Annotated in this window: 13 protein-coding genes; 5 read left to right on the top strand and 8 right to left on the bottom strand. The window is 39.8% G+C overall.

The genetic code is table 11. The annotated features are described in order from the left end of the window. The first annotated feature begins 137 nt into the window (after positions 1–137). Positions 138–5,258 carry a translocation/assembly module TamB domain-containing protein gene (locus UABAM_RS09215; RefSeq protein WP_151967710.1) on the top strand — a complete coding sequence of 1,707 codons (5,121 nt, stop codon included), beginning with the start codon at positions 138–140 and terminating at the stop codon, positions 5,256–5,258. A 12-nt stretch (positions 5,259–5,270) separates the two neighbouring features. Continuing rightward, entirely contained in the window at positions 5,271–7,358 is a 2,088-nt protein-coding gene (locus UABAM_RS09210; RefSeq protein WP_151967709.1) for a BamA/OMP85 family outer membrane protein, read from the top strand. Between the two features lie 332 nt (positions 7,359–7,690). Here UABAM_RS09210 and UABAM_RS09205 read toward each other — a convergent pair whose 3' ends face one another. Both UABAM_RS09205 and UABAM_RS09200 read right to left on the bottom strand, forming a co-directional pair. Further along, positions 7,691–8,155, bottom strand: coding sequence for a GNAT family N-acetyltransferase (locus UABAM_RS09205; RefSeq protein ID WP_151967708.1), 465 nt, complete (start codon positions 8,153–8,155; stop codon positions 7,691–7,693). Then, positions 8,152–9,849: a hypothetical protein gene (locus tag UABAM_RS09200; RefSeq protein ID WP_151967707.1), complete on the bottom strand. Its 1,698-nt coding sequence runs from the start codon at positions 9,847–9,849 to the stop codon at positions 8,152–8,154. Before UABAM_RS09200 ends, UABAM_RS09205 begins: the two co-directional genes overlap by 4 nt. Positions 9,850–10,095: 246 nt before the next feature. Here UABAM_RS09200 and UABAM_RS09195 point away from each other — a divergent pair, with 246 nt between their 5' ends. From UABAM_RS09195 to UABAM_RS09185, 3 genes are all read left to right on the top strand, one after another. Beyond that, positions 10,096–11,946: an amino acid permease gene (locus tag UABAM_RS09195; protein WP_229759375.1), complete on the top strand. Its 1,851-nt coding sequence runs from the start codon at positions 10,096–10,098 to the stop codon at positions 11,944–11,946. 225 nt (positions 11,947–12,171) lie between these two features. Beyond that, positions 12,172–13,029: a hypothetical protein gene (locus UABAM_RS09190; protein WP_151967706.1), complete on the top strand. Its 858-nt coding sequence runs from the start codon at positions 12,172–12,174 to the stop codon at positions 13,027–13,029. 125 nt (positions 13,030–13,154) lie between these two features. After that, positions 13,155–15,635, top strand: a complete 2,481-nt coding sequence (locus UABAM_RS09185) for a helicase-related protein (protein ID WP_151967705.1) — start codon at positions 13,155–13,157, stop codon at positions 15,633–15,635. 3 nt (positions 15,636–15,638) lie between these two features. Here UABAM_RS09185 and UABAM_RS09180 read toward each other — a convergent pair whose 3' ends face one another. From UABAM_RS09180 to UABAM_RS09155, 6 genes are all read right to left on the bottom strand, one after another. Further along, positions 15,639–17,381, bottom strand: a complete 1,743-nt coding sequence (locus UABAM_RS09180) for a serine/threonine-protein kinase (RefSeq protein WP_151967704.1) — start codon at positions 17,379–17,381, stop codon at positions 15,639–15,641. A gap of 166 nt (positions 17,382–17,547) precedes the next feature. After that, entirely contained in the window at positions 17,548–17,973 is a 426-nt protein-coding gene (locus UABAM_RS09175) for a hypothetical protein (protein WP_151967703.1), read from the bottom strand. Positions 17,974–17,989: 16 nt separating this feature from the next. Next, a complete protein-coding gene (locus UABAM_RS09170) occupies positions 17,990–19,210 on the bottom strand; it encodes a serine/threonine-protein kinase (protein WP_151967702.1) in 1,221 nt (406 codons plus the stop codon). 11 nt (positions 19,211–19,221) lie between these two features. Further along, entirely contained in the window at positions 19,222–21,585 is a 2,364-nt protein-coding gene (locus tag UABAM_RS09165; protein ID WP_151967701.1) for a protein kinase domain-containing protein, read from the bottom strand. A gap of 167 nt (positions 21,586–21,752) precedes the next feature. Continuing rightward, positions 21,753–23,051 carry an ATP-grasp domain-containing protein gene (locus UABAM_RS09160; protein WP_173013223.1) on the bottom strand — a complete coding sequence of 433 codons (1,299 nt, stop codon included), beginning with the start codon at positions 23,049–23,051 and terminating at the stop codon, positions 21,753–21,755. A gap of 10 nt (positions 23,052–23,061) precedes the next feature. Then, positions 23,062–24,117 carry an ABC transporter ATP-binding protein gene (locus UABAM_RS09155; protein ID WP_151967699.1) on the bottom strand — a complete coding sequence of 352 codons (1,056 nt, stop codon included), beginning with the start codon at positions 24,115–24,117 and terminating at the stop codon, positions 23,062–23,064. Position 24,118 lies beyond the last annotated feature (1 nt).

The following is a 24,118-nucleotide window of genomic DNA, read 5'->3' as shown; positions in this document are numbered from 1 at the left end:
GACAAACATCTGTTATAATTACAACGGAGCCTAATATATCATAATAGGCTCCGTTTTTATTTTGGGACTATTACATTTTATTTTACATCCAGATTGCTTTACTCAAAAGCATCTGGGCATGGTATAGGGTATAGGCTATGTCACCTAAAAAAAAGCGCAGAAGCAAACTAAAAATTTTTGCAATATGCTGCGGTTGTTTTTTGATGTTGCTCGTTGCGGTGTATATTTTTCGCGAAAGTCTATTTTCGCGATTAGTTTGCCAACAGATCGCGGGAGCAATCAAAGATAATACGGGAATTGAAGTACGTATCGATAATTTTTCCGGTACGTATTTTACCAATATACGCTTAGAGAAAATGCGCCTCGTTGATGGTGGTGGCGTTGTTTCGGAATTACAGTTTGACGAGATATTTGTTTCCTATGACCTATGGGGAGCTTTGACTGGTGAACAAATTGTGCAAAACATCATCGTGAAAAACTTACGCACCACAGTCGTTGGCCTACCTCCTAGTCAAGAGAAAGCAGCACCTCCCAAAAAGGAAACTCCTGCGGAAATTGATGTCGATTTTATTTTAAAACAAATTCCCGACGTCAATGTGAGCAACTTACATTTCGTGTACGATGTCGGGGGGCAAAAGCTCCAGGTCGCGAACTTGAATTTTACCAATAAAGACCATGCCAGTGAGTTACGAATTAAAGGTGTATATGCCAAAAATAACGATACCGCGCAAAAAATCTCTGCGATAAAAGTCAATACCGAGATTAGCAATAAAATATTTGCCATAAAAAGTGTCAATGCACACATCGATGAATACGATCAAGACTTGGTCATACCCAATATTTTCAGTCTCGACTTGAATAATTTGCAACAACTGCCGGTTTCTTTTTCGTTGCCCACTCCCGGAGGTGTCATCGACGGTACCATTGCCGTTGCCAGTGGCAAAAATATTAAAATTGGCAATGGCGAGGTTGACTTTAATAAAACCATTGACCTTGTTTCTTTACTACAGGGAAAGAAATTTAAAAATGCGGCCATGGGAAAACTGGGTTTTCAGGCACAAATGGATCTTCCTGATTGGAATGTCAATGAAATGCAAGGGGTAACCCAAATCGATATTTTCAACGACAAACCACGTGTTTGGGAAAAAGAAACGATAAAAAAGGAAGGACTAAACACGCTTTTCTACATAGAAGACTTTGCGATTTTGGAAAATGTTGCACGGACATTTGTCGAAGACTTGGACGAGTTAAACAGCGAAGGTAAGGTTGCTTTGGCGAACGTTCTCAACATTGATAAGGAAAATGTGTCTATTTCCGGACAAATACACGAAGGAGATATTCAAACAAAGTTTTTTCCTGAGCAGAGTATTGAAGGTCAATGGCAAGGTTCGTTTAACACCAAAGAACTGATTTGTGATATTCCCAAGGCAGAATTAAATATTGGGGATATAAAGAGTAACCTAAAAACATTTTTGGACTTTAGCCAAAATAAAGAAAGTTTTGTCGAAGCACAGTTAAGTATTTTATCTGTGGGGCAGTATGTAAATTTAGTACTTCCCAAAGAAAAACACAATGCATACAACGGAGATATTTTCATTAAAATTTCCGGAAGCGGCATACTTCCCAAGAGTAGCGAACTCAAGAATGAATTTCGTGGTAAGATCGAATGCGAATTCAATAACCTTATTCTTGAAAAAAAGAAATTAGGTAATATTCAAGTAATTGTCGATTTTTCCGTGGAAAACAATAAGGTCAATGTGATGAGTTTTGTCGGGCGATGGAATGAGAAAAAGATATTTCATTTTTCAGGGAATTCGGGATGGGAGCCTCTCTCTGATTTCCATTTGACCGGGCGTTACCGCTTAAAAAACATTGCGCAGCAATTGCAAAAATTTGTTCCAGATCTGCAAAAACAATTCACCGGAAATATTGAGGGAAGTTTTGATGTTCGTGGTAAAATTCCTCAAGGGCAAAACCTCGATATTACACTAAAACACCACTTACAGCTACAACGCGTATCCTTGTTAGAAAAGCTAAAATACAGCTTAATTTCTATACCTCTTAAAGTAAATGTGACTCCCGGTTCTGTTAAAATTTCACAGTTAAAGGTGAAGGTTGGTAAAGAAGATTGGTTGTCGGTGCGCGGACGCATTGCCTTGGAGAAAGAAAAAAGTTCTGTGGTGTACTGTGATGTGAACTTGCCACAGCCATTAAAACATGTGGCAAAACTTTCCGGGGAATCGTTAGGTATTGAATTAGAAAAAATACAAGTGCGCAATAAAATCTGGGGAAAATTGCTTGCTGTGACAGAAGGTGAATCTATATATCTTAAATCACGCGTTGAATTGAACAACGGAAAACACGAAAAAGTTAACTTTGAAAAATTACAAGTCGATGTTTTGAGCCGGGCGAATTTACAACGATTGTCGCTACGCTCTTTGTCGATGAATATGGACGATCAGTTACGTTTAGCTTTGCAGCCTTTACGCGTCGATTTTTCAGGAAATACTCTTCTTGACATTCAGGGAAAAGTTTTCGCAAGCGGCAAGACAATTCGCCAATTCGTACCACAGTTGGAGATGGCAGACGTTCATAGTAAATTTTCCGCATATGCGCATTGGAATTCTGTAGAAGTTGTCGATTCACAGCAAGGGAAGCAACAACTAGCGACTCTCTTAAGTCTTTCACCTAAAGATATTTGGGAGCATGCACGAAAAAATTTACATGCGCGTTTTTCTTTTGCTCTCCAAAGTAAAAGAATACAAGTGGACAATTTCGTACACCGTGACGCTGTCATTGCGGTGCGTAGTCAATTAAAAAAAGGACTATACAACACTACGGCGAGCGTAAGTCTTGACAAATCCAAAATATTAGATACCTCATTGTCAGGTGATGGAAATAACATTACAGTACGCAATAAAATTCGCGTGGCGAATGTAAAAAGATATTTAACGCAGTTTGCTCCTGAGTTGGCAAATATCAATACCGATATTGCTGTCGACATGTCTTTGAAAACACCAATTCCTAAAGATTTCAAGACCATACCGTCGCTTAATATGAATTGTGTGTTATCGTTGAAAAAAGGCAATATTCGCGATGAGTTTCGTTTTGAAGAACTAAAATTCACGAGTAAAGTAAATACTCATAGCGACAAGGTTCACGTAAATACATTTTTGCACCTTGACCAGGAGAAGCTAATCGATAGTCATGGTGATGTTGGCTTGGTAAAACCTTATCGTGGTAAGCTCACCACACAGATACGCGTGCGCGGTTTACAAAAGTATCTTGCGCTTGCGGGACAAGAAGGTGTGTTGAGTGGAGATTTGACAGTAAACAACACGTTGGACGCGACTGTTCAGGATGATATTTTACAAAGTGACATATTTTCGGCGACGCGTATAGAGCTACAAAATGGTCATGTTACACAGAAACCCTATAAAAGTATCGCGCTCAACCAAGAAATTCGCTTGCGAAATACTATCGCTGATTTGCAAACGATGAATGCGGCATTTGATGGACAAAAGCTGTTGAATATTTCTGGGAAATGGCATCTCCAGGAACAAAAACTCATCGAAAGTGAACTATCAAGTAATGTTGACTTACAGCAATTGGCACAAAAGTTTGTTCCTGAGCAAGAAATCGCTGGAAACAGTGCTCTAAAGATAAAAGCGCATGGTGGTTTAGATGGCGTCAATTGTCGTATCGATTACTCGCTGACAAATGGACGCCATCAGTCGCAAACACTAGAACCAGTGGTTCTTCATTCTGTATTTCAAGCACAAAAAGATGTTTTTACCTTAGACACAATGAATGTAAAATATGCCGATAAGTCCATTTTTGACTTAACGGGAAATACCGGTTATCAGCCGCACAGTCCTTTTCGCGTACTTCTTACCAGCGATATCGGAGGAGCAATAAATGATTTTGCACCTCTTATCGGTCTAGAATCGCCCATTTTTAATGGCGAAAGTAAGATTGAAATAGAATCCCGAGGCAAAATACCCGGTGCGAATGGTGATCTTGATCTTGGCGTCGAAATAAAAATTCCCTTTACCAATAAGCCAGACAGCACTTTTTGGCAGATAAATTTGGGAGAAATTTCACTGTGGGGCAATAAAAAAAGTGCGCCACATGGTTTTGGATGTTTACTGAGGATTGCAGGAACGACGCAACAGCCGATTGTCAAAGCTCTATTCAACTACAAACAAGATTTAGTGCGCATTCCCCAAGCGAATACGCGTGTCAACGATATCGTTGTCGATGGCTTGGTGGAAGAACAAAAACTCAGTTTGAGTTTGCGTTGTTTGGTGGGGGGCGGATCTATAGAAAGTACGACCACTATATTGTTTGACCAACAATATTTTCCGACCAAAGTGGATTTCAATATCAAAGGAAAACGCATTTTGCTCATACGAGATGAGATGTTGTATGGCCGCGCTGACATGGATGTGTACGTAAAGGGAGATATTGTCAAAAACGACAAAGGTCAACCTAAGTTTGTTGGTAAACTCGGTGGTGTGGTAGATATTACCGAATTTAAAGTAACAGCAGACGTGACAATAGATGCGGTTTTGCAATCTTCTCCTGAACGGGCATCGGCGGGAGGAAGTCAATTGGGTGTTGACTCTCCTTTCTTGGATATGAAGTTAGATTTGCAGGTGAAGGTTTCGCAGGTCGCTGTGTATAGTAGTTTAGCACGGATCAAAATGCGCGGGGATATTTACGTCAAAGGTAGTGCCGCAGCTCCTAAAATTTCGGGGGGGATACGCACAACGTCAGGAAAGCTGTTTCTACCGCAAGGAAATATGGATATTCGCCAATGTATTGTGAGTTTTAGTTCCAATCGGCCCTTGGTACCACAAATCAACATAATTTCGGAATCGCAAATCCGCGATTATGTAGTTACGGTAACGATCACCGGTACACCGGGAGATATGGCGATCGAATACGCTTCTGCCCCGGCGCTGCCAAAAGAAGATGTGTTGACATTGTTGTTGACTGGCGCTACGCGCAGTGAATTACAGCAGTCCGGAGGAGGACAACAACTTCAAGATTTAGGGTCGTCTGTGTTGTTACAGCAAATTCTCGATGCCCTGGGGATTGGGGGATTTGTATCCGCACAAGTGACGGTAAATACTACAATTGTTACCGTGGCACCTGAATCATGGGGGGGCGTTGGTATACAAGGAAAAACAGAACGGACTGATACAGCAAATACCTCTGCTTTGAACTTTTTATATCGTATTCAATTAAAATAGGAGCTATTTTTCATGCGATTTTTATATGTGCTACTGTTGTTGTCATACATTACAGCACAACCAATATATGAATTTTCAGGAAATAAAGATTATAGCAACAGTTCCCTGGAAAGTTTGATTGGCGAGGACTGGCAAAAATATTTAGAGAACGACAATGACGTTTCGTATATCGATGATGCTGCGTATAAGATTTTACAAAACTATCGCGACAATGGTTATCACTTTGCAATTGTAGACTATCAAATCGAAAAGTCTCCTGAAACGGATGAACATGAAAAGATACTCTTTGTTATCCAAGAATACAAATCAATTGTTGTGAAAGAAGTGCACATCAAAAGTACCGAAGAGCAACTTTTTTTTGAAGAACAGCGTTTGAAAAAATTTATCACTCCTCCGCCTGCATTGGGGGAATACTTGTTCAAAAAGAACACCTTTCGTTCTGATGCGGCAGCAATACAAACTTTTTATCGCTCAAAAGGTTTTTTAAAGACGGAGGCCCAGGTTGATTTTATCTTTTCACCGGAAAAACCAAACGCCGAAAATGTAAATATCGAAGTGACGATTAACGAAGGACCTCGTGCATATCTTGAAAAACTGGAATTTATCAATAACAATGCGTTTGCGGAAGCAGAATTGTTAAAAATCGTTCCTTTCGAAAAAGGACAAATTTTTACTCCAGGAACCAACCAAGATATGGCGGCAAAGTTACGTGATTTTTATCGCGAAAACAGCTACGCGCAAATTAAAATTCGTTCGCGTATGGTGGTAAATTCTCAAGATAAAAAGCGTGACAACATTACCATTCAATTTTTAATTGAGGAAAAGAAGCCCAATTACATCCATAAAATAACAATACAAGGCAATGACATTAATGACGTAGAACTTATCGCACAACAACTTGACGTTGTGGAAGGCCAACTGTTTCGTTTAAGTGACATTATTAGTACGGAGCAAAATTTACAGCGTTGTGGGTTGTTTTTGTATACGGAGATCGAAGAAGTTGCCGTTGCCGAAGATAAAGTGGATTTAAATATTCTTGTAAAGGAACGCAATCGCCAAACATATTCATTTTTGGCGGGATATAATACTATTTATGGAGTTGTAGGAGGCGTTCGTTATGAAAATATTAGCTTTTTGGGATCAGGTTGGGTGTTTATCGCCGATGTCGAGTCGACTATTTTTGCTGGAGATTTAGAGAAGTCAGAACTGGAGATTTCCTTTACTAATCCGTGGGCTTTTGGCCGCCGCGACTTAGCCTTTACTGCAAAAGGGTTTGCCCTTTTAGAAGAAACGCCGAGTTTTACAATATTCAATCGTGGCGCGGATTTTTTCTTTACCCATTATTTGTGGTCGAGTGTCAGTGAATCGGGTCTCGTTCGTCGTTTATTAACCGCGGAAGCCGGTTATCGTCTAGATTTTAGTGAAATTATAGATGTCGAAGATACGGATATTGAAGAAGAAGAAGGACTCGTGGTATTTTCGACAATACATCAAAAGTTGACTCTTGATCTACGCGACAATATCATATATCCACTGTGGGGAACATACAGCTTTATTGAATTTGAAGAAAGCTTTCAAGGCTTAGGTTCTGATGTGGATTATTTCAAAATGTACATACACAATGCATGGTACTTTAACGTTTTTCTCGATTGGGTTTTGGCGATTGCCCTGCGTGGGGGGGTGGTGATTCCTTTTGGCGACACCGATGAAATTCCCATCCAAAAGCGTTTTTTTGGTGGTGGTCCAAATAGCGTGCGCAGTTTTGCACAAAACGAAATGCCGCCTTTAGATGATGAAGATAATCCCATAGGTGGAGAAGGTATATTTCTCGCCTCTGCGGAATTGCGCATACCGATATTTTATGGTTTGGGGATAACATTATTTGGCGATTGTGGCGAAGTCATTGAGAGGGTACGCACATTCAACGATTATCGCATTTCTCAAGTAAAATATGCCATAGGAGGTGGGATCTGGTACAACATTCCTCACCTGGGAGCTTTACGCGTCGATTACGCCTACAACCCCGACCGCGACGTAAATCCATCGGGAAGCAAAGAAGATGCCTCTCAGGTCTTTATCTCTATCGGATTTGCTTTCTAAGCTATCGCTGTCTTTTTTTAATCGTGATAGTAGCCGTAGTCGTGACCGTGACCGTCAATGCCATTGACTTAAGCGTAAATACTTTTTAATGATAAACTTACCTTGCCGTGTCATCCCTGACTTGATCAGGGATCCACGAACAGAAGTCGACTTTATATTGCTGGATCCCGTATCTTTCCAAAAAACAAGGGTTTTTGGGTACGGGATGACAAGTATTGTAAACCTTTTTCGGTTTTACACTTACCTCCTAAGTCAATGGCATTGGACCGTGACCGTGACCGAAATTACGGTTACTATCACGATTTAAACTGACCTACCTCATCCTTCTGAACCTAATCGCTTTTTATATTGTGCGTCATGCGATAGAAACAGATGCCATCTTTTGTCTGTCTATCTCCTGGGACAAATCCAAAACTCTTATATACAGGCATGGCATATGTCGATGATATGACGCGAAATGCACCGCTATGGTTCTTGTCTAGACATCTTTTTTTTGCCGCAGCCCATAGTTGTTTGGCGATACCTTTTTGCCATGCTTTGGGCAAGACGTACAGCTGATCAATACTTTCGTATTTTTTGATGGTAATAATACCGAGTATTTCCTGATTTTTTTCATAACACAGCGTAAAATAATTTGGATTGGCGAGCCTATTTTTCGTGGTTGGGTAATCATTTGATTTCTCAAAGGCACGCCATGCTGTTTCTGTAAAATCGTCGTTTTTATGTGGAATCACAGATGTGATCACTAAATGGGAAATTTGTTCTACGTCTTGTAATGTGGCATCGCGAATACTCATTGTAGCTCCTGTAAAACGGTTTGTAGTTGCCTCTTCTCGCGTGAAGCCGTACGCCAACGTGATATCTTATACCATAGACCACTGACACGAAAAAGACGATCTTGTAGTGTACTGCGCACCAAATTTTTTTTCGTAGAACGCCAGTTGTTGTCGAGCACATCTAACGTGGCGAGTGCAACTTCGCGAATACCAGGGTCTACATGTGCGATGAGAACAACGACTTTGGTAAAACTATCTGGTTGTTGCATTCTGGCAATGGCCTCTAAAGCACAACAAATTTCCTCTGTGCCTTGTTGTTTTAAAATGTCATATAGTATAGGCAGAGACTGCGTCGCATTGTTGCCTAGAGAAGATATCGCGTATTTTTTTATTTTCATACGCTTGTCTTTGAGATGTTCGATAAAGTATTTGGTCAATTGGTGTATCGCCTCACCATTGCGCCAATTGGCGTCGATCATTTGCAATACATTTACGGTGCGGTCATGGCGATTTTCCTCGAGTAATTCCTTCATCAACTCTATTAGATTTTGCGGATTTCCACGCCAAAGTGGATGTACTTCTTCTAGTATTTGTAGTGCTTCGCGGACAATTTCCTCATTTTGAACAAATACCAAGTCACTTACGAGTTCCGGTATACTATCGCGAGAGCGCGTGAGCATTTCATGCATTTTATTACGCGCTTGTTGACGGATTGTGTCGTCGGTATGTGACATGTTTTGTAATAGCTCCAGAGGCTGCATGATAACTCCACCGAGGTACTTCAAGCGGATTCTGCCCACAAATGCCGCTAGGGGAATTCCAATGAGCACACGAAAACTCAGAGCGAGTGTGGCTGGCCAAAAACCTTTGGGAACGCTGTGTAAATGCCAATCCATAATTTGAAAAGTGTCACCGATATCAAGTAGGCGAATGATATTGTCTAGAGGCCACCACAACAATGTGTCGATTACCGACCACTTTTGCGATGAGGCAAAAAGGGCATACCATAACAAAAATCCGACTGAGAGAATAAAAAACGTGGCACTGGTCATCTTTTTTGTATTTGCTTTACGAAGAGCAGTAATAATGTTGGCAATGACCGAAAAGACGAATATAAAAGCACATATAAATAGAATTAAAGCAATCGGTGGAAAAATGAGTACGCCAAAAAAACTGAAAAAACCGATGGCAAGAGACGGTTTCCATAAATTTAAATAGCGTTCGAGGCTTTCGACAAAGCGTTTGTTTAACACCCATGTTAACAGAAAAATGTCGAGCATCCAGTGCATGGCAATTAAACAACCACTGGAAAAACTACTGGCACTTTTGACTGTTTGCAAATTGATATGGTAGGCTTCTAAAAAATCAAAAATATCTGCTGCGCGAAAGCCGTGGTATATGACCATCCACAACCAATCAAAAAATACAGCGGGACGAGCGAGACCTTTGTAATGGTGAGTTCCATAACCGTAATATATACTTTGATGTAGTAAACAAAACAATAGTAGTTGGTATATGATGAGAAATGCAGATACGCGTTTACTCAGGATAAATTTGCGCAACGAAATGATAAACATGGTGAGAATACCAAAAATAGCGACAGCGACACCTTGCCGTGCGGGGATGTTGGCAAACAAAATAAACGTTGTGATGATGGTGACAATGGGAATAAAAACATTGACTTGGTATTTACGCTGCCCTATATATAGTTTCACGGTTTATTTCCTCCGACATTTCCACGTAGGGTGTCATCAATTAAATTACATTTTTTGCATTGTCTCAATTTGCTACAATGGTCTTGTTATTTTGGGAAATAACAAATAAGATTTGCACTTGCTGTTCAAAAAATGATACCGCATTTGGGGCTTTCAGGTCCATAAATTTTTCTGTAACAATATGTAAGTCTTTTTATCTTTGAAGTTGGGCATCTTGTGTTTGTGGTCTATTTGGGAGTCAATTTCGTGTTGAAAAAAAACCTTAGAAGTTTAGATGTTTTTTGCCTGGCAACAGGGACAATGATTAGTTCTGGATTGTTCGTTTTACCAGGTATTGCTTTTGAAAAAATTGGTCCGGCAATCATTGTCGCTTATGGACTGGCCGCTTTATTTGTGATCCCAGCGATGTTTTCAAAGATAGAGCTTGCCACCGCTATGCCGAAAGCGGGCGGTAGTTATTTCTTTATTGAACGCAGTCTTGGTCCACTCATGGGAACTTTTTCTGGTTTTCTAAATTGGCTTTCCATTGCTTTAAAAGCAGGGTTCGCTTTGATTGGAATTGGCACAATTGGTGCTCAATTTTTGCCGTTTTCACAAGAAGTTGGAATTAAACTTGTCGCGATTTCGAGCTGTATCGTTTTAACCATTATCAATCTTGTTTCCGTAAAAAGCGTTGGAAGACTTCAGGCGATACTCGTTTTTTCATTGCTAGGTATTCTCTCATTACACAGTTTCTCGGGGATTATTGTGGTAGAAAGTGCCAAATACTCCCCATTTCTGCATGCAGATCTTCAAACTCTTTTCGCTGTTGCGGGCATGATATTTTTCTCTTTTGGTGGCCTAACCAAAGTTGCGAGTGTTAGCGAAGAAATTCATAATCCTGGACGTAGTTTGCCCCGAGGAATGTTTGCATCATTTGCCGTTGTAAGTTTTTTTTATGTGTTTATCGTTTTTATTACGGTGGGTACCGTCGAAGCAAGTGAACTTTCTGGCTCTCTTATACCCATTGCTTTGAGTGCAGAACAAATATTTGGAGAACGGGGGATTATTGCGATTGAGGCTGCTTCGCTTTTAGCCTTTGTCACAACGGCGAATGCGGGTATTCTATCTGCTTCGCGTTCTCCTTTAGCGATGAGCGAAGACGGTTTATTACCCGAAGTATTCTCGCACACCAACAAATGGTTTGATACTCCTCATATTTCCATCTTTTTCACCTCGGGTTTTATCATTTTAGTCGTGGGGGTTTTGTCTATTGAAAATCTTGTCAAAACAGCTTCTACGATGATGATACTCCTGTTCATTTTAGTAAACATTTCGGTCATTGTGATGCGCAGTAGCAAGTTGCAAAGTTATCAACCTGTTTTTCACTCACCGTTTTATCCATGGTTACAAATTATTGCAATTGTTTTGTACACATTTCTCATTTTTGAAATGGGTATTGTTCCCCTATTGATGACCGCTATTTTTGCTCTATTGACCGGTTTTTGGTACATTGGTTACGTTGGGAGAAGGATTGACCGCGAGTCTGCCTTTGTGTACATGGTAAAATCCATTACCGCAAAAGACATTGACCGCAGTGACTTGGAGGATGAACTACGGCACATATCCCTAGAGAGACACGGCGTTGAGTTAGATCATTTTGATCATGTAATTAAAGAGAGTCTTATTTTAGATATCGAGGAAGCCATAAGTGGCAAAGAATTGTTTCGTCGGATGTCAGTAAAACTATCTCAGCGTTTAAATATTGATGAAGAGGTATTGTATCAGTCATTTCTTAAGCGAGAAAGAGAGTCTAGTACGGTTGTGAACCCTGGTTTGGCAATTCCTCATGTTATTGTGGACGGGCAAAATATTTTTGATATTTTGTTAGTGCGATGTAAAGGTGGTGTAACTTTTTCTGAACTGCACCAACCTGTAAAAATGATTATCGTATTGATCGGCTCCGCAGACCAATACGACGCACATTTGCGGGCATTGATGAGCATTGCACACTTAGTCAAAAATCCAAAATTTAAGGACGGGTGGTTGCATGCGCGCAACAAAGAGCAGTTACGTGATGTGGTTTTACTTCTGCGTCCACGCGAAGGTTTGTCGTAATAAAATTTGTCGCTTGTGAAGGCTTGTTGTGTTTTAGCGAATAATGTACTTTTTTTTGGACACTTTTACGCTTGTTCGTATGGATTCAAGATAGGTAATATGTTTCGATCGCTTTCTTTAGAAGGCTCTGGAGAATTTGCATTTTTTTTGGCACGCTATTTGTTAACTAAAAAAGGCAATATATTTAGTGATAAAGTCCGTACCCCTCTTCGAAAGGATTTTAACATGAAGAACCTAACGAACATATTATTGATTGTTTGCTGTGTAAATGTTTTCGCTGAACCACAATATTCTCCATGTGTACAAAATGAAGTCGTGATATTGCAACTACAAAAATTACAGGCACAGTTACAAGAATTACAAATAGAAAATACCAAGCTCGTTACAAAAAATCAGCAGTTGCATAATGCTCTTACCATCGTACAAAACGATTGGGTACAGATGTCTCACGAAAATAGTAAGTTAAAGAAACAAGTGGTGCATTTACAAACAAAAATACAGAGATTTCTGCCACAGTCAAAAAAATATGATAGACTTTATAAAGAGCATGCGAGCTTGAAGACAAAATATAAAGAAGTTCGCGATAAAGTGAATCTTGACGAAAAAAAATACAATGCTGCGCTCCGTCTTTACACAAATAATGAAAAACTACAGTGGCAAAATTCACAGTTGACAAAGAAAAACGCTCATTTGCAAAAAAAAGCCGTTGCTTTGCAAAAAAATTGTAAGCAGTATCAAAGTAAGTACGACAAACTGTACAAAGCCCATAAAAAACAATCTAGGAGTTTTGTAAAACCCCAAGCAAACTACGCCATTAAGTTTGTCGGTGAAAAAATGCAACGAGCATATATTGAAAGCGAAATGTTTAAACTTGCAAATGTGGAGTCTTTTTCCGTTGTGGCAACCGAGAAAGACGATAGTGGTGTCGAAGTAAAAATCCACTACGCAGATAAAAATGTCCAACATCTTGCAAGGGTTATTGTGCGACGATTTGCCAAACAAGGAATATATACCGGAGTGACAAAAATAGCAGCACAAGAAATAACGATGAGAATTTCTCCTTGGAGTGTGTACTCTTCTTAAAGTGATAATCTTTATTTAAGCCCAGTGTTCACTGGGCTTTTTTTTTTGAAAAATTTGTGGTATTATTAGGGTGTGTACACGTCCTAATATATTTTCAAAAAAACGAGTCTATAAGGAACAAATAATTGAAGTCCACGCTACAAATACAGCGTTTTATTTTAGAATCTCTTGTAGAAGCAGGTGGTCAAGCACACGCCAAAAAAATCAAAGGTTTACCGAATAAAAAAAAAGCAATTCATTTATTGTTGAAAAACGGAAAGATTACCGAAAAAAGTGGCGTTTATACGATAACTGATAAAGGGATAGCAGCATACAAAAAAATGCTGAACTGTGATAACAAAACGCACGATGATTTTTCCAAAAAGTACCAGCAACAACAAGAAATACACGATAAATTTTTGTCGATCTTGCAAAGAGAGGATGTTTTATCTGCGGCGCAAGTAAAAAAACTATTTCCAAAAAATCGCGATTATCGATACATCTATAAAACATTTAAAAACACCAGTACACAGTCGAAGTCTCTTACTCACGATGAGTGTCTGTGGTTTTACTTTGGTGAAGAGAAAAAAGCCTTAAAAAAAATTCGCGCAAATGTACGCGAAGTGACGATAAGAAAATGGCATGGTTTTATCGATGACATGTGCCGTAAATACAAATTTGCTCTTCCCACAAAGAACATCACCACGGTAAAAGGTGCAAAGACGTGGATTGCACAGTACGCTCTAAGTTTACATAAATTGCACAAAGAAATAAACATGCCAATGTCTATTTTGGAAAGGTATGTCCAAGAGTGTGAAGTTGACGCAATTGTTACCCCTGAGGGGACAACACTTTACATTCTAAAGTTCTTCGAAAACGTCGAAAAAATGGAGGACTTTTACACTCTCACCACCGCACATATTGCCGCCTATTTTGATGTGACCCTGCCAACGGTACGTGGTTGGCTGAAGAAAAACGACATTTCACCGTATCAAACCTTTACTTTTGGTAGTTATCTTTATCTGTGGCGTGATATAAAGATTCTTTTTTCCAAAACACAAATTCACCCGCAGCAGGTTATTGAACATTTTGTGCGCCAGAAGGATGTATTTTTAGCCAAACAAAAACAACGAAATGTGGAAAAAATACAGCAAGAAAAACGTAAAATTCTAGAGTTGCGTGACCGAGTCATTACCATGTTTCCCATCCAAATACGCAGCGATGTGCCTAAGATTTTTTTCCACGTTGGTCCGACAAATTCTGGAAAAACATACAAGGCGCTACAACGATTACAATCATCACAAAAGGGCGTATACTTAGCACCACTGCGTTTACTGGCTTGGGAAGTATATGAAAAAATAAACAACACTTCTGCATGTACTTTGCTAACAGGAGAAGAGGTAATTTACCAAGAAAATGCTCGTTTTGTGTCGGCCACTGTAGAGATGTTTCCCCAAGACACCGACTGGGATGTGATTGTACTCGACGAAGCGCAAATGGCCGCTGATCCAGAGCGCGGGTGGGCGTGGACGCGTGTTCTGGCACAGGCAAGAGGTAAAGAGCTACACATTTGTTGTATACCAGAAATACAAGAGTTTCTAGAAGAGTTTCTGCGGGAAATTGGTTACAAAGATATTGAAACACACACCTACGATCGCCTAGCACCTTTGCGTACCGCAAAAAAAACCTGGAGTCTCGCCGCACCGCCACCGCAAACTATTTTTGTGGTATTTCGCCGCTTAGATGTTCTCGATTTGATGAATCGCTTCAAGAGAAACGGTATCAACACTTCCGTTATCTACGGCTCCTTACCTCCAGAAGTACGCAAAAACGAAGCCGAAAAATTTCTATACGGAGAAACCTCTATCTGTGTCGCCACAGACGCAGTGGGAATGGGTATGAATCTACCCGCACAAAATGTATGTTTTGTGAAAATAGAGAAGTTTGATGGTTATGAAGTGCGTAAATTAGACCACTTTGAGGTAAAACAAATCGCGGGAAGAGCGGGACGTTTTGGCCACCATGAATACGGAGAAGTAGGTGCCACATCGATAGAGATACTCGATTACATAGACGAAACTCTACGCGAAGAATTGCGGTGGACAAAAAAATTGCGCATCAGTCCCAACCTCTTAGATTTACAAATTCTCAATGGTTCTCTACATCGCAGGCTTGTTCTATGGCAAGATATGGGCGCTATCCCGCAAACCTACCAAAAATTTGTCGAACCATGTGATATGCAACAAAAATTAATGCTATCACAAATGCTCTCCTACGAGTACGAAAGAGAGTTGGGTTTAGAGATTTGCTTTACTTTGGTGAATGCTCCGGTAACAAAAAACACCGAGGAGTATTGGTTGTCGACAGTGGAAAGTATATGTGACTATGGTTCCATTCCCATTCCTCGTGAACCGATAAAGACTTCTCTATTGTTTGATCAACTGTACGAATGGGAGATTTATGTACGCAAACTAGACATTTTTTTGTGGCTTACAAATCGTTATAACATTCGCGCCAAGCTTCGAGACTATGAAGATGATGCTGTTTTTGTTGCCGAATGCAAAAAGGATGCGGTGGAAAAAATCAATGAGTTGTTGTACAAAATCAGTGAAAAATTATCGCGGTAGCGTTTAATTAAAAATAACCGGGTAGTAATTGAATATATACTGTTTGGTTACTGGTTCTTTGTCTTTGAATTTTTTAATGAGTGTATTGATTAAAAATTTGTTGTGAGGATCTTTTTTTGTTTTTGGTAACCTGTTGGCTTTCTCTAAGTCCTCTATCGCAGTTTTTTTGTCTTGGCGCAGCCAAAAATGATATGCTATTGCTCTATTACAGTAGTGAGATTGTTTTGGTTCGCCATACTGGAAACAAAATTCGAAGGCCTCAAGGCATCGTCTTTCGTCACCCATAAGAGAGTAGCATACACCGAGGTTACTGTATACATCGGCGAGTGTTTGTTTGCGCTTTGCTTCATCTATCGATTTGTGTTTTGCTTTTTCTACCGCTATTTTAAAATTTTCTACCGCCTTGTTCAGGAAATTTATGTTTTTGTCGTCGTTGATCGCTTTGACTAGATACGTTACTCCTCTGCCAAAAGGGATGTTGGGGTCGTTGCTATAGTTTTCGGCAATATTGTAGATTTTTATTGCGTCATCGTATTTTTTTTCTTCCTTACGTCTTGAGCGAGCTAATTGATGTAAGTCGTTTATCAATTTGTTTCTGCTCAGTTTAAAGTTCATGATTTGTTCTTGCAATTTGATCAATTGTCGATCTTTCACCGAGATCTCTTCTTTTAATTTTTGAATTTGTTTTTGACCAACATTTTGCAATTTTTTTTGTAATTCATCTACCTTTAACTTGTTAAGATTTTTGAATTTGTCCTCTAAGTCATTTATTGTTGTTTTACTGAGTTTTTTATGGTTTTCCATCTCTCGTTGTTGCGATCTATTCTGAAACCACAGAACCACGCATAAAGAAATGGCAAGTAGCAATACTATTTTTTGAGTGTAGGAAAATAGTGTTTTTAGTGAGGCACTTTCACTACGTTTGGCCTTAACTCTACGATCATTTCTGAAGTTTCGCAAATCGCGCAGTAGTTCAAAAGCTGTTTGGTAGCGGTTCTCTAATTTTTTTTCCAGGCATTTTATGCATATATTTTCAAGTTCCATGGGAATCTGTGGATTTATTTCCCTAGGTCGCTTTGGAGCTTCATTGAAGATGTTGTATATCGCTTCGTATGTTGACTCGCTGGAAAATACCTTTTGTCCAGTGAGACCTTGATACAAAGTCGCTCCCAGGGAATAAATGTCGCTTCGGAGCTCTGCTTTGCCTCTGGCTTGTTCTGGTGACATATAGGAAACACTACCGAGAATTTCTCCGGTAACGGAGAGTTGGTCGTTGTGTAAATCACTTTTGGCTAGACCAAAATCCATCAATTTGGGCTGTTTGTTCGCCGTTAACATGATATTGGATGGTTTTATATCGCGGTGGATGATTTTCCTTTTGTGTACTTCGCATATCGCTTCGGTCACTTTTTCGACAATTTCTGCGATTTCTTTAGGTGAAAGACCAGGATTTGTCTTAAAAAAATCACTGAGGTTCTCTCCCTGGACAATCTCCATGGTGAAAAAAGGAGTGGGGGTTTCACCATACTCATAAATACGAATAATATTTGGATGGTGAAGTTGTGAAAGAGCGCGTACTTCATGTATGAAACGCTTGATGTCCTTGCCGCTCTTACACTTTTCGAGGATTTTGAGTGCAACCATTCGATCTAGGCGGGTATCGTGGGCTTTATAAACGACTCCCATTCCACCACGTCCTAACTCTCCTAAAATTTTATATCGCGAAACCATAAAATTAGAATCCACTACTACACTCCTATATTAGGACAATGTTTGTATTACGGCGTTGATTTTCTTGAGTAGAGTCACTGCGTCGATAATCAGAGAGTAAATCACTGTGATGGAAAGGTTACGATGTGTTATTTAGGGCGGGTACTGTACCGCCCTGGATTCAGAGTACTTTGAATGATGGTTACTTCACCAAGTTTTTCAAATCATACCAGGCATCAATGAACTCTTTTTCAACGGTCAAAGAGTTAAAGCCACCGTCATTTACTTTTTCGCGCCCTTTATCTTCTAAGTTTTTCATCGCATTGCTGAGTTTCTCGTTTTGTGACTTGTAGTCATTGACACTGAGTTTTTTGTTACGTAGACCTTGGCGCAAAGCGACAACTTTACTTTCGGCTTTTTTGGCAATTTGTTGCTGTTCATCGGCAACGTTCTTATCGTAAGAAAAGATCCATTCGTATTTTGCTCTGTCTTGGGAGACGGTTTGTCCGTTGTCATCGGTGTAGTTTAGGTCACCAACTTTTAAGACGAAACGCGCGGAGAAAAATCCTCCTGGACCAGCGCAACTACAAATGCATACAGCGAGTAAGAGTAAAAGTAATTTGTTCATCGTTTTTCCCCTGTAGTTATCCATTTACCTTGTTGAAAAAAATGACAAGTGCCAGTGACGAGGTTAGAATGGCGGTAATGATAAAGAAAATAGTAATAATAATAAGCCACAGTTGATCAACAGTTTTTACCGGAAGTTGGTATTCAAAAGTTCCGGAGATGCTATCTATTTCCTCTGTGGAGGAAACCGCGGCGGCGGTAGTGACTTGTGGTGATGTCAATGTCTTTTGCGGAGTTGTCACCACTGTTTTTTGCGACGCAACGCGTACTTTGGTATTGTAGGCACTACGGTCTCTCTTTTGCACCATTGGCATGCGCTCGGTGCTAGTTTTTAATGTATCAATCTGTCTACGGTTTCGCCGTGTGGATACAGGCTTTTTTTCCACAATTCCTTTGCGCAGTTTCTGTAGGAAAGTATCGAGAAACGTGGCCACATAGTTTGCACTCTGTGGACGATCTTGGGGGTTTTTTGCCATTAGCTGTTGTACGAAATCGTCTAGTGCCTGAGGCACCTCGGAGCGTATACTGCGCACAGAAGGAATGGGGGCTTTGGCGTGCTTGTTAATGACAGCGTATGCACTCTCTCCTTGGTATGGCAGTTTTCCGGTTAACATTTCAAACAATGTGATTCCCAAAGAATACAGGTCAGAGAAAACAGTCGGATTTCCCTTCATTTGCTCTGGAGCAGTGTACCCCATCGTTCCCACAATAGAACCAGTATCGGTTAACTTGATATTGTTTTGTGAATTTAAACGCGCTAGGCCAAAATCGGCTAATTTGACAACTTCGTCTTTACGACTAATGAGTATATTTGCAGGTTTCACATCGCGATGCAGAATATTTGCCGCGTGTGCCGCTGCCAACCCTTCGGCGGCTTGCTTTATTATTTTTATAGACGTTTTTATGGGAAGTGCACCTTGTTTTGCTAGGTAATCATCTACACTTTTTCCATCGACGTATTCCATCACAATGTAATGAATATCTTCCTCTTGACCTATGTCAAAAATCTTCAATACATTGCGATGTTCCAAGCAGCCTGCGGTTTTCGCTTCTCTCTGGAATCTCTGAGTTGTTGAGCTATTAAAAAAGGAGGTTTGGGGCTTTAACAATTTTACCGCGACATCGATATTTAAGGTAAGATGACGTGCACGATATACAATTCCTATCGCACCTTTTCCTATCTTCTTTTTTAAACGGCATTTTCCAAAAGTTTTTCCTACAAAAGGGTCTGCAGCCAAGTTTTATTCCTTTAACGACGAATTTTCTTCAAAACGTTTTGTAAATCACTAACGAGTTCGGCGGCAGTGCTATGACGTTTTTTGACGTTTTTGTTCATCATTTTTTCGATGACACTGCATACTGGTTTTGGTAAGTCAGGTTTTACTTTACCTGGTCGCGGCGAACGTTCCAAACGTTTTTGGATTACGTCAATGGGGTTATCCCCTGGGAAGGGAACTTCACCTACTACCATGTGGTAATATGTTGCTCCTAAACTGTAGATGTCACTGCGGATGTCTACGTTTGTTTGATATGTCTGCTCCGGAGAAAGATAGTAAGGGGTTCCTAGAATAATACCTTCTGTAGTCAATGAACACGTGCGATCGGTCATTTTAACAATACCGAAGTCCACTAGTTTAGGTGTACCTTTGTCTATGACGATGTTTGCAGGTTTCACATCGCGGTGTACCAGACAATTTTCTTCCAAATATTGTAGCGCTTTTGCGATTCCCCAGATAATTTCAGTGGCTTCGATAACATCCAGTATGCCTAAATCATCTAGCATATCTTCTAGAGATTCTCCATCGAGGAATTCCATTACAAAGAAAGATAAGTCTTTACTTTGCTGTAAATCATTACCCGAAATTAGGTTTTCGTGATCAAAAGAGATGATTGTACGTGCTTCTTGTACAAAACGCATCAATACCTTTAAGTCAGACATTCCTTCAGGTAGTAAGGTTTTGATAACAACAATTTCTTGGTCTGTACTACGAATCGCAGAATAAACCATACCCATACCACCGCGGCCAAGTAACTTCTGAATCTCATATGACATTCCATTACTACCAGGAAGTACAGCGCCTGTTTCTAGTTCTCCATCTATATAGAGTTGTTGCACGCGTTTTAATTGGCCTTGTAGAGCTTTTAGCTCTTCTTCTAAAGCAACCTTGCTCACTTCAACCTTCTTAGCATTGTCTTGAGCAGCTTCAAGCTTTTGCTTTATTTCATCTATCTCTTTGTCTTTATCATCCCATGCAGCCAAAGATTCTTGATATTGATCGAGTTTGGCTTGAAGACTTTCATTTTTCTGTTTGTATTGCGACACTTCACTCTCGTATGTCGATTTTTGCTTGTACAGCATTTCCTCTGCCTGAGCTTTTTCCGTTTCGAGGTTATCTTCTAAGGTACGCAATTGTTTACGCATATCCTCGCTATTTTTCATTTGCTCGTCTTTGGCATGCTGTTCTGTTTCTAGCTGTGTTTTTAAATGACTAACTTCTTCGTTATATTTCTTTTGTAGTTCTTCAAAATCTTCTTCGAGCTTCTGTTTGCGCTCTAGCTCTTCTTTTAGCTTCGCATTTTCTTCTTCGTGTTCTTGTTTTAGCTCGTCGGCAACATTGAAGAACTCTTGGTATTCCTCTTTGTTTTGTGAGCTTTTTTGTATCTCTTCTTCCAACTTGGATATTTTATTGGAAAGATCCTGTTTGTCGCCTTTTAGATTTTTGATTTCGCCTTCCATGTCGAGGCAAGTCTTTTGTGACTCTTCATAGTATTTTTTGAGTACATCTAATTCATTCTGCGTTTGCGCTAACTTGTTTTGTAGCTGAATGTACTGGTCTTCGGCATTTTGATATTTTTCTTTGAGTTTTTTGCGCTCTTCCATCTCTTTTTCGGCTTTGTTTTTAATGAAGTCAGCCGAATTTCTGTATTTGTCTAGCTCAGACTCAAGGGCGACAAATTTCTCTTCTGTGTGTTGTAGGTCTTCTTGTAATTTTGCCATTAGCTTTTTTAAGCCACTGGAAGTTTCTTTTTCCTTGCGAAGGGTCTCTTCGTAACCTTTTAACTTATCTTCGTTGCCCTTTGATTTTTCGTAAAGCCCTCGGTAACAAGCCAACTCAGATTCGAGACTTTCTATTTGCGATTGTTTTCTACCCAGAACTTCTTGAACAGCCTGCTTTTTCTTTTGTTCAAAATTTGTGAGTAGTTGGTTTCGCTCGTTTAGTTTTTGTTGTAAACGTTCCAGCAAGCGGTCTTTTGCTGCTATCAAGCGTTCGTATTCTTCTTTTTCTGAAGTCGTTATTGATACCGGTGGAGGCTGCACTACAGTTCTTTGAGGTGCGTCATCTTGAGTTTTTGGAGCGCGTTTTGCAGCCAGCCCTTCTCCAAAAGCTTTCGCTATGGATTTGTCCATACGCTTACTCATCAAGTGATTTACTTGAGAAGGCTTTAGGTAGCCCTTTTGTTTACAGATGGTGAGGAGCGGTATGGGGATTTCCTGTTTTTCGAGTTCATCAATACACGAAATTAGGTGGTCTTGTGTTAAATAACCTAGCTCTACAGCTTGGTAAACAAATATTCTTTCTAGCGCTTTTTTCTTACTTATGGCAGCATCCATAAATCATAACTTTCTATATGTATCTATCGTTATTTGAGGGACGGGCGGACACCGGGTCCGCCCCTACATCGCACTGTGTTAAAGTTCGATTTTTGTTATGTGCAGTTCCTCGATCGCGTTACATTCGTACCTTTATTTTGTATCACAATGTCTTCTACGACCAAAGACTATTTCTTTTGGCTTTGTAATCTTTTTTCTTCCATACTTAACCAGTAGTGATGTATTCCTCGATAATGTTGTTTTTTCTCTGGTCTCTCACTTGGAATATTAAAATAGTAGTCGACCTCTTTGTCAATGATAGAAAAGAAATCTTCACTGGCAAAAAACTCGTGGGCTTTTTCATCAAAGGAACCAAGATATTTGCTACAGAACTCATCGAATTTTTGGGTTTCAAAATATTCGTCGGCAATTTCTGTGTATTTGTCGAGTTTTTGTTTGTAAGATAAGCTACTATCCTCGGCAATTTCGAAGTAACGCGGCCAGTTACGTGCAAAATTGTAAGATCTTTTCTTTTCTGTTACGGCGCAAAAAATTAACCATTTCGCCATACTTTTTACTAGTGTAGGAAAATGGAAATGTAGAGAAGTCAAAGTACTATCAGGGTATGCATTGGCAAAGTCAATGGGGTAAATGACATTGTCATGGCCAATTAGGGCTTCACAGGAGTTGTGGTCCCAACCATAGAAAGAGTTGATGATTTTACCTATTTTCTTGATTTCGTCTTCTTCTTCTGCGGTAAGGAAATCGAATTCAACCGCTTCAAATTCGCTACGCATATAGCGGTCATGAGAATGTTCCGCACTTGCGTTATAGTGCATTGGCATCATTTGTGGTCCAACACCTACAGTTCTTACAAATTCGCGATAGTCTATGGCTTTTTGTAAGTTCATCGGCTTACTTCCTGACTTGTTGTATGCTTCAACAAGTTCCTCTGGGCTCTCTACTTTTACAACACCAACCCAACCACCACCAGATTGAGGTTTTAAAAAAGCAGGATATCCTACTTCTTCTCCGAGTTCTTCTAAAGAGAAGAATTCGTGTTCAGAAAAAATCAGTTCAGGTATTGCCTTACTATCTTTTTTTAATTTTTTGTAACTTTGCTGTGGAAGAGCGATGGTTTTTGGTATATGTAAACCCAATTTGTACATGTGACCATAGCTTGTGTTTTTGTTAATGGCCTCAAAAGTAATCATATCGTTTAATAGGTATGTTTGATAACCTATTGTCATAAAGAAACTGTTGTGGTGAGGATTCCAGTGAGCACCACGGTTTATAATTGCTTTGTAGGGGCATTCGGCATGTAGAATATCATAAGGGCGCGTCGCGATACGTCGACTTGTAACATGATACGATTTTTTTTTGTATTTTACTTTGGGATCTACAAATGCAAGTAGTTTTTCGAAAGCCACTCGGAAAGAATAACTATTCGGGTCCATTACACCAATAAGTGCATTTAACTGTTTCATAAAAAGTCCTTTAATTAATACGTTTTGTTCCATCTTTGCTGAATAAATGAATGTTTTGTTTGTTTACACTAAAGGAAATATTTTCCCCTTCTTTGACTTTCGGTAGTCCGTCGCATTTGGCAACCCATTGTTTTCCTTCTACGGTGAAGTATATATAGGTTTCGCTACCAATGGGCTCTACTATGTCGATTTGCGAAGTCAAAAATGCCTGATCGCTGTCTAGAGTGATTTGTAAGTCTTGTGGACGTATTCCGAGTATGATTTCTTGTGGGGGAAATTCGTTGTCTAGCGTTAGACTAAACCCTTCACCTGTTATTTGCGACTTATCTACTTTTCCTTGGACTTGGTTCATTACTGGGCTACCAATAAAGCTTCCCACAAAGGCATTTGCTGGTTTTTCGTAGAGTTCAATAGGTGTTCCCACTTGTTGGATATAACCGTCCTTCATTACCACGATTCTGTCAGCAAGTGTCATCGCTTCTATTTGATCGTGTGTTACATAAACGATAGTTGTATTTAACGTTTTATGCAGTCGTGAAATTTCGACACGCATTTGCACGCGTAACTTTGCATCTAAGTTGGAAAGCGGTTCATCAAACAAGAAAACTTTGGGATTACGTACAATGGCACGTCCAATAGCCACACGTTGGCGTTGTCCTCCGGAGAGTTGCTTGGGCTTTCGCTGTAGAAGTTCTTCTAGTCCCAATGTTTTCGAAACATCAGATACTTTGTCTTGTATCTCTTGTTTTGGGACACCTTGCATTTTTAGACCAAAGGCCATATTGTCGGCGACAGTTAGGTGTGGATATAGAGCATAATCTTGAAACACCATAGCTATATTGCGGTCACGTGGTGCGACCTTATTGACTATAGTGTCTCCAATCAGTAGTTTACCGGAACTTACTGTTTCCAATCCCGCGATCATACGTAGAGTTGTCGATTTACCGCAACCACTAGGGCCAACAAGTACGAGAAATTCTTTATCGCGAATTTCTAAGTTAAAGTTTTCCAAAATGGAAGTGCTTCCATACCTTTTAGAAACATTTTCGAATTTTACCTGAGCCATA

The organism is Candidatus Uabimicrobium amorphum, from assembly GCF_009002475.1.
Taxonomy (GTDB): Bacteria; Planctomycetota; Uabimicrobiia; order Uabimicrobiales; family Uabimicrobiaceae; genus Uabimicrobium; species Uabimicrobium amorphum.
The sequence above is the reverse complement of the archived record's forward strand: the minus strand, read 5'-3'. Positions and strand labels throughout refer to the sequence as shown.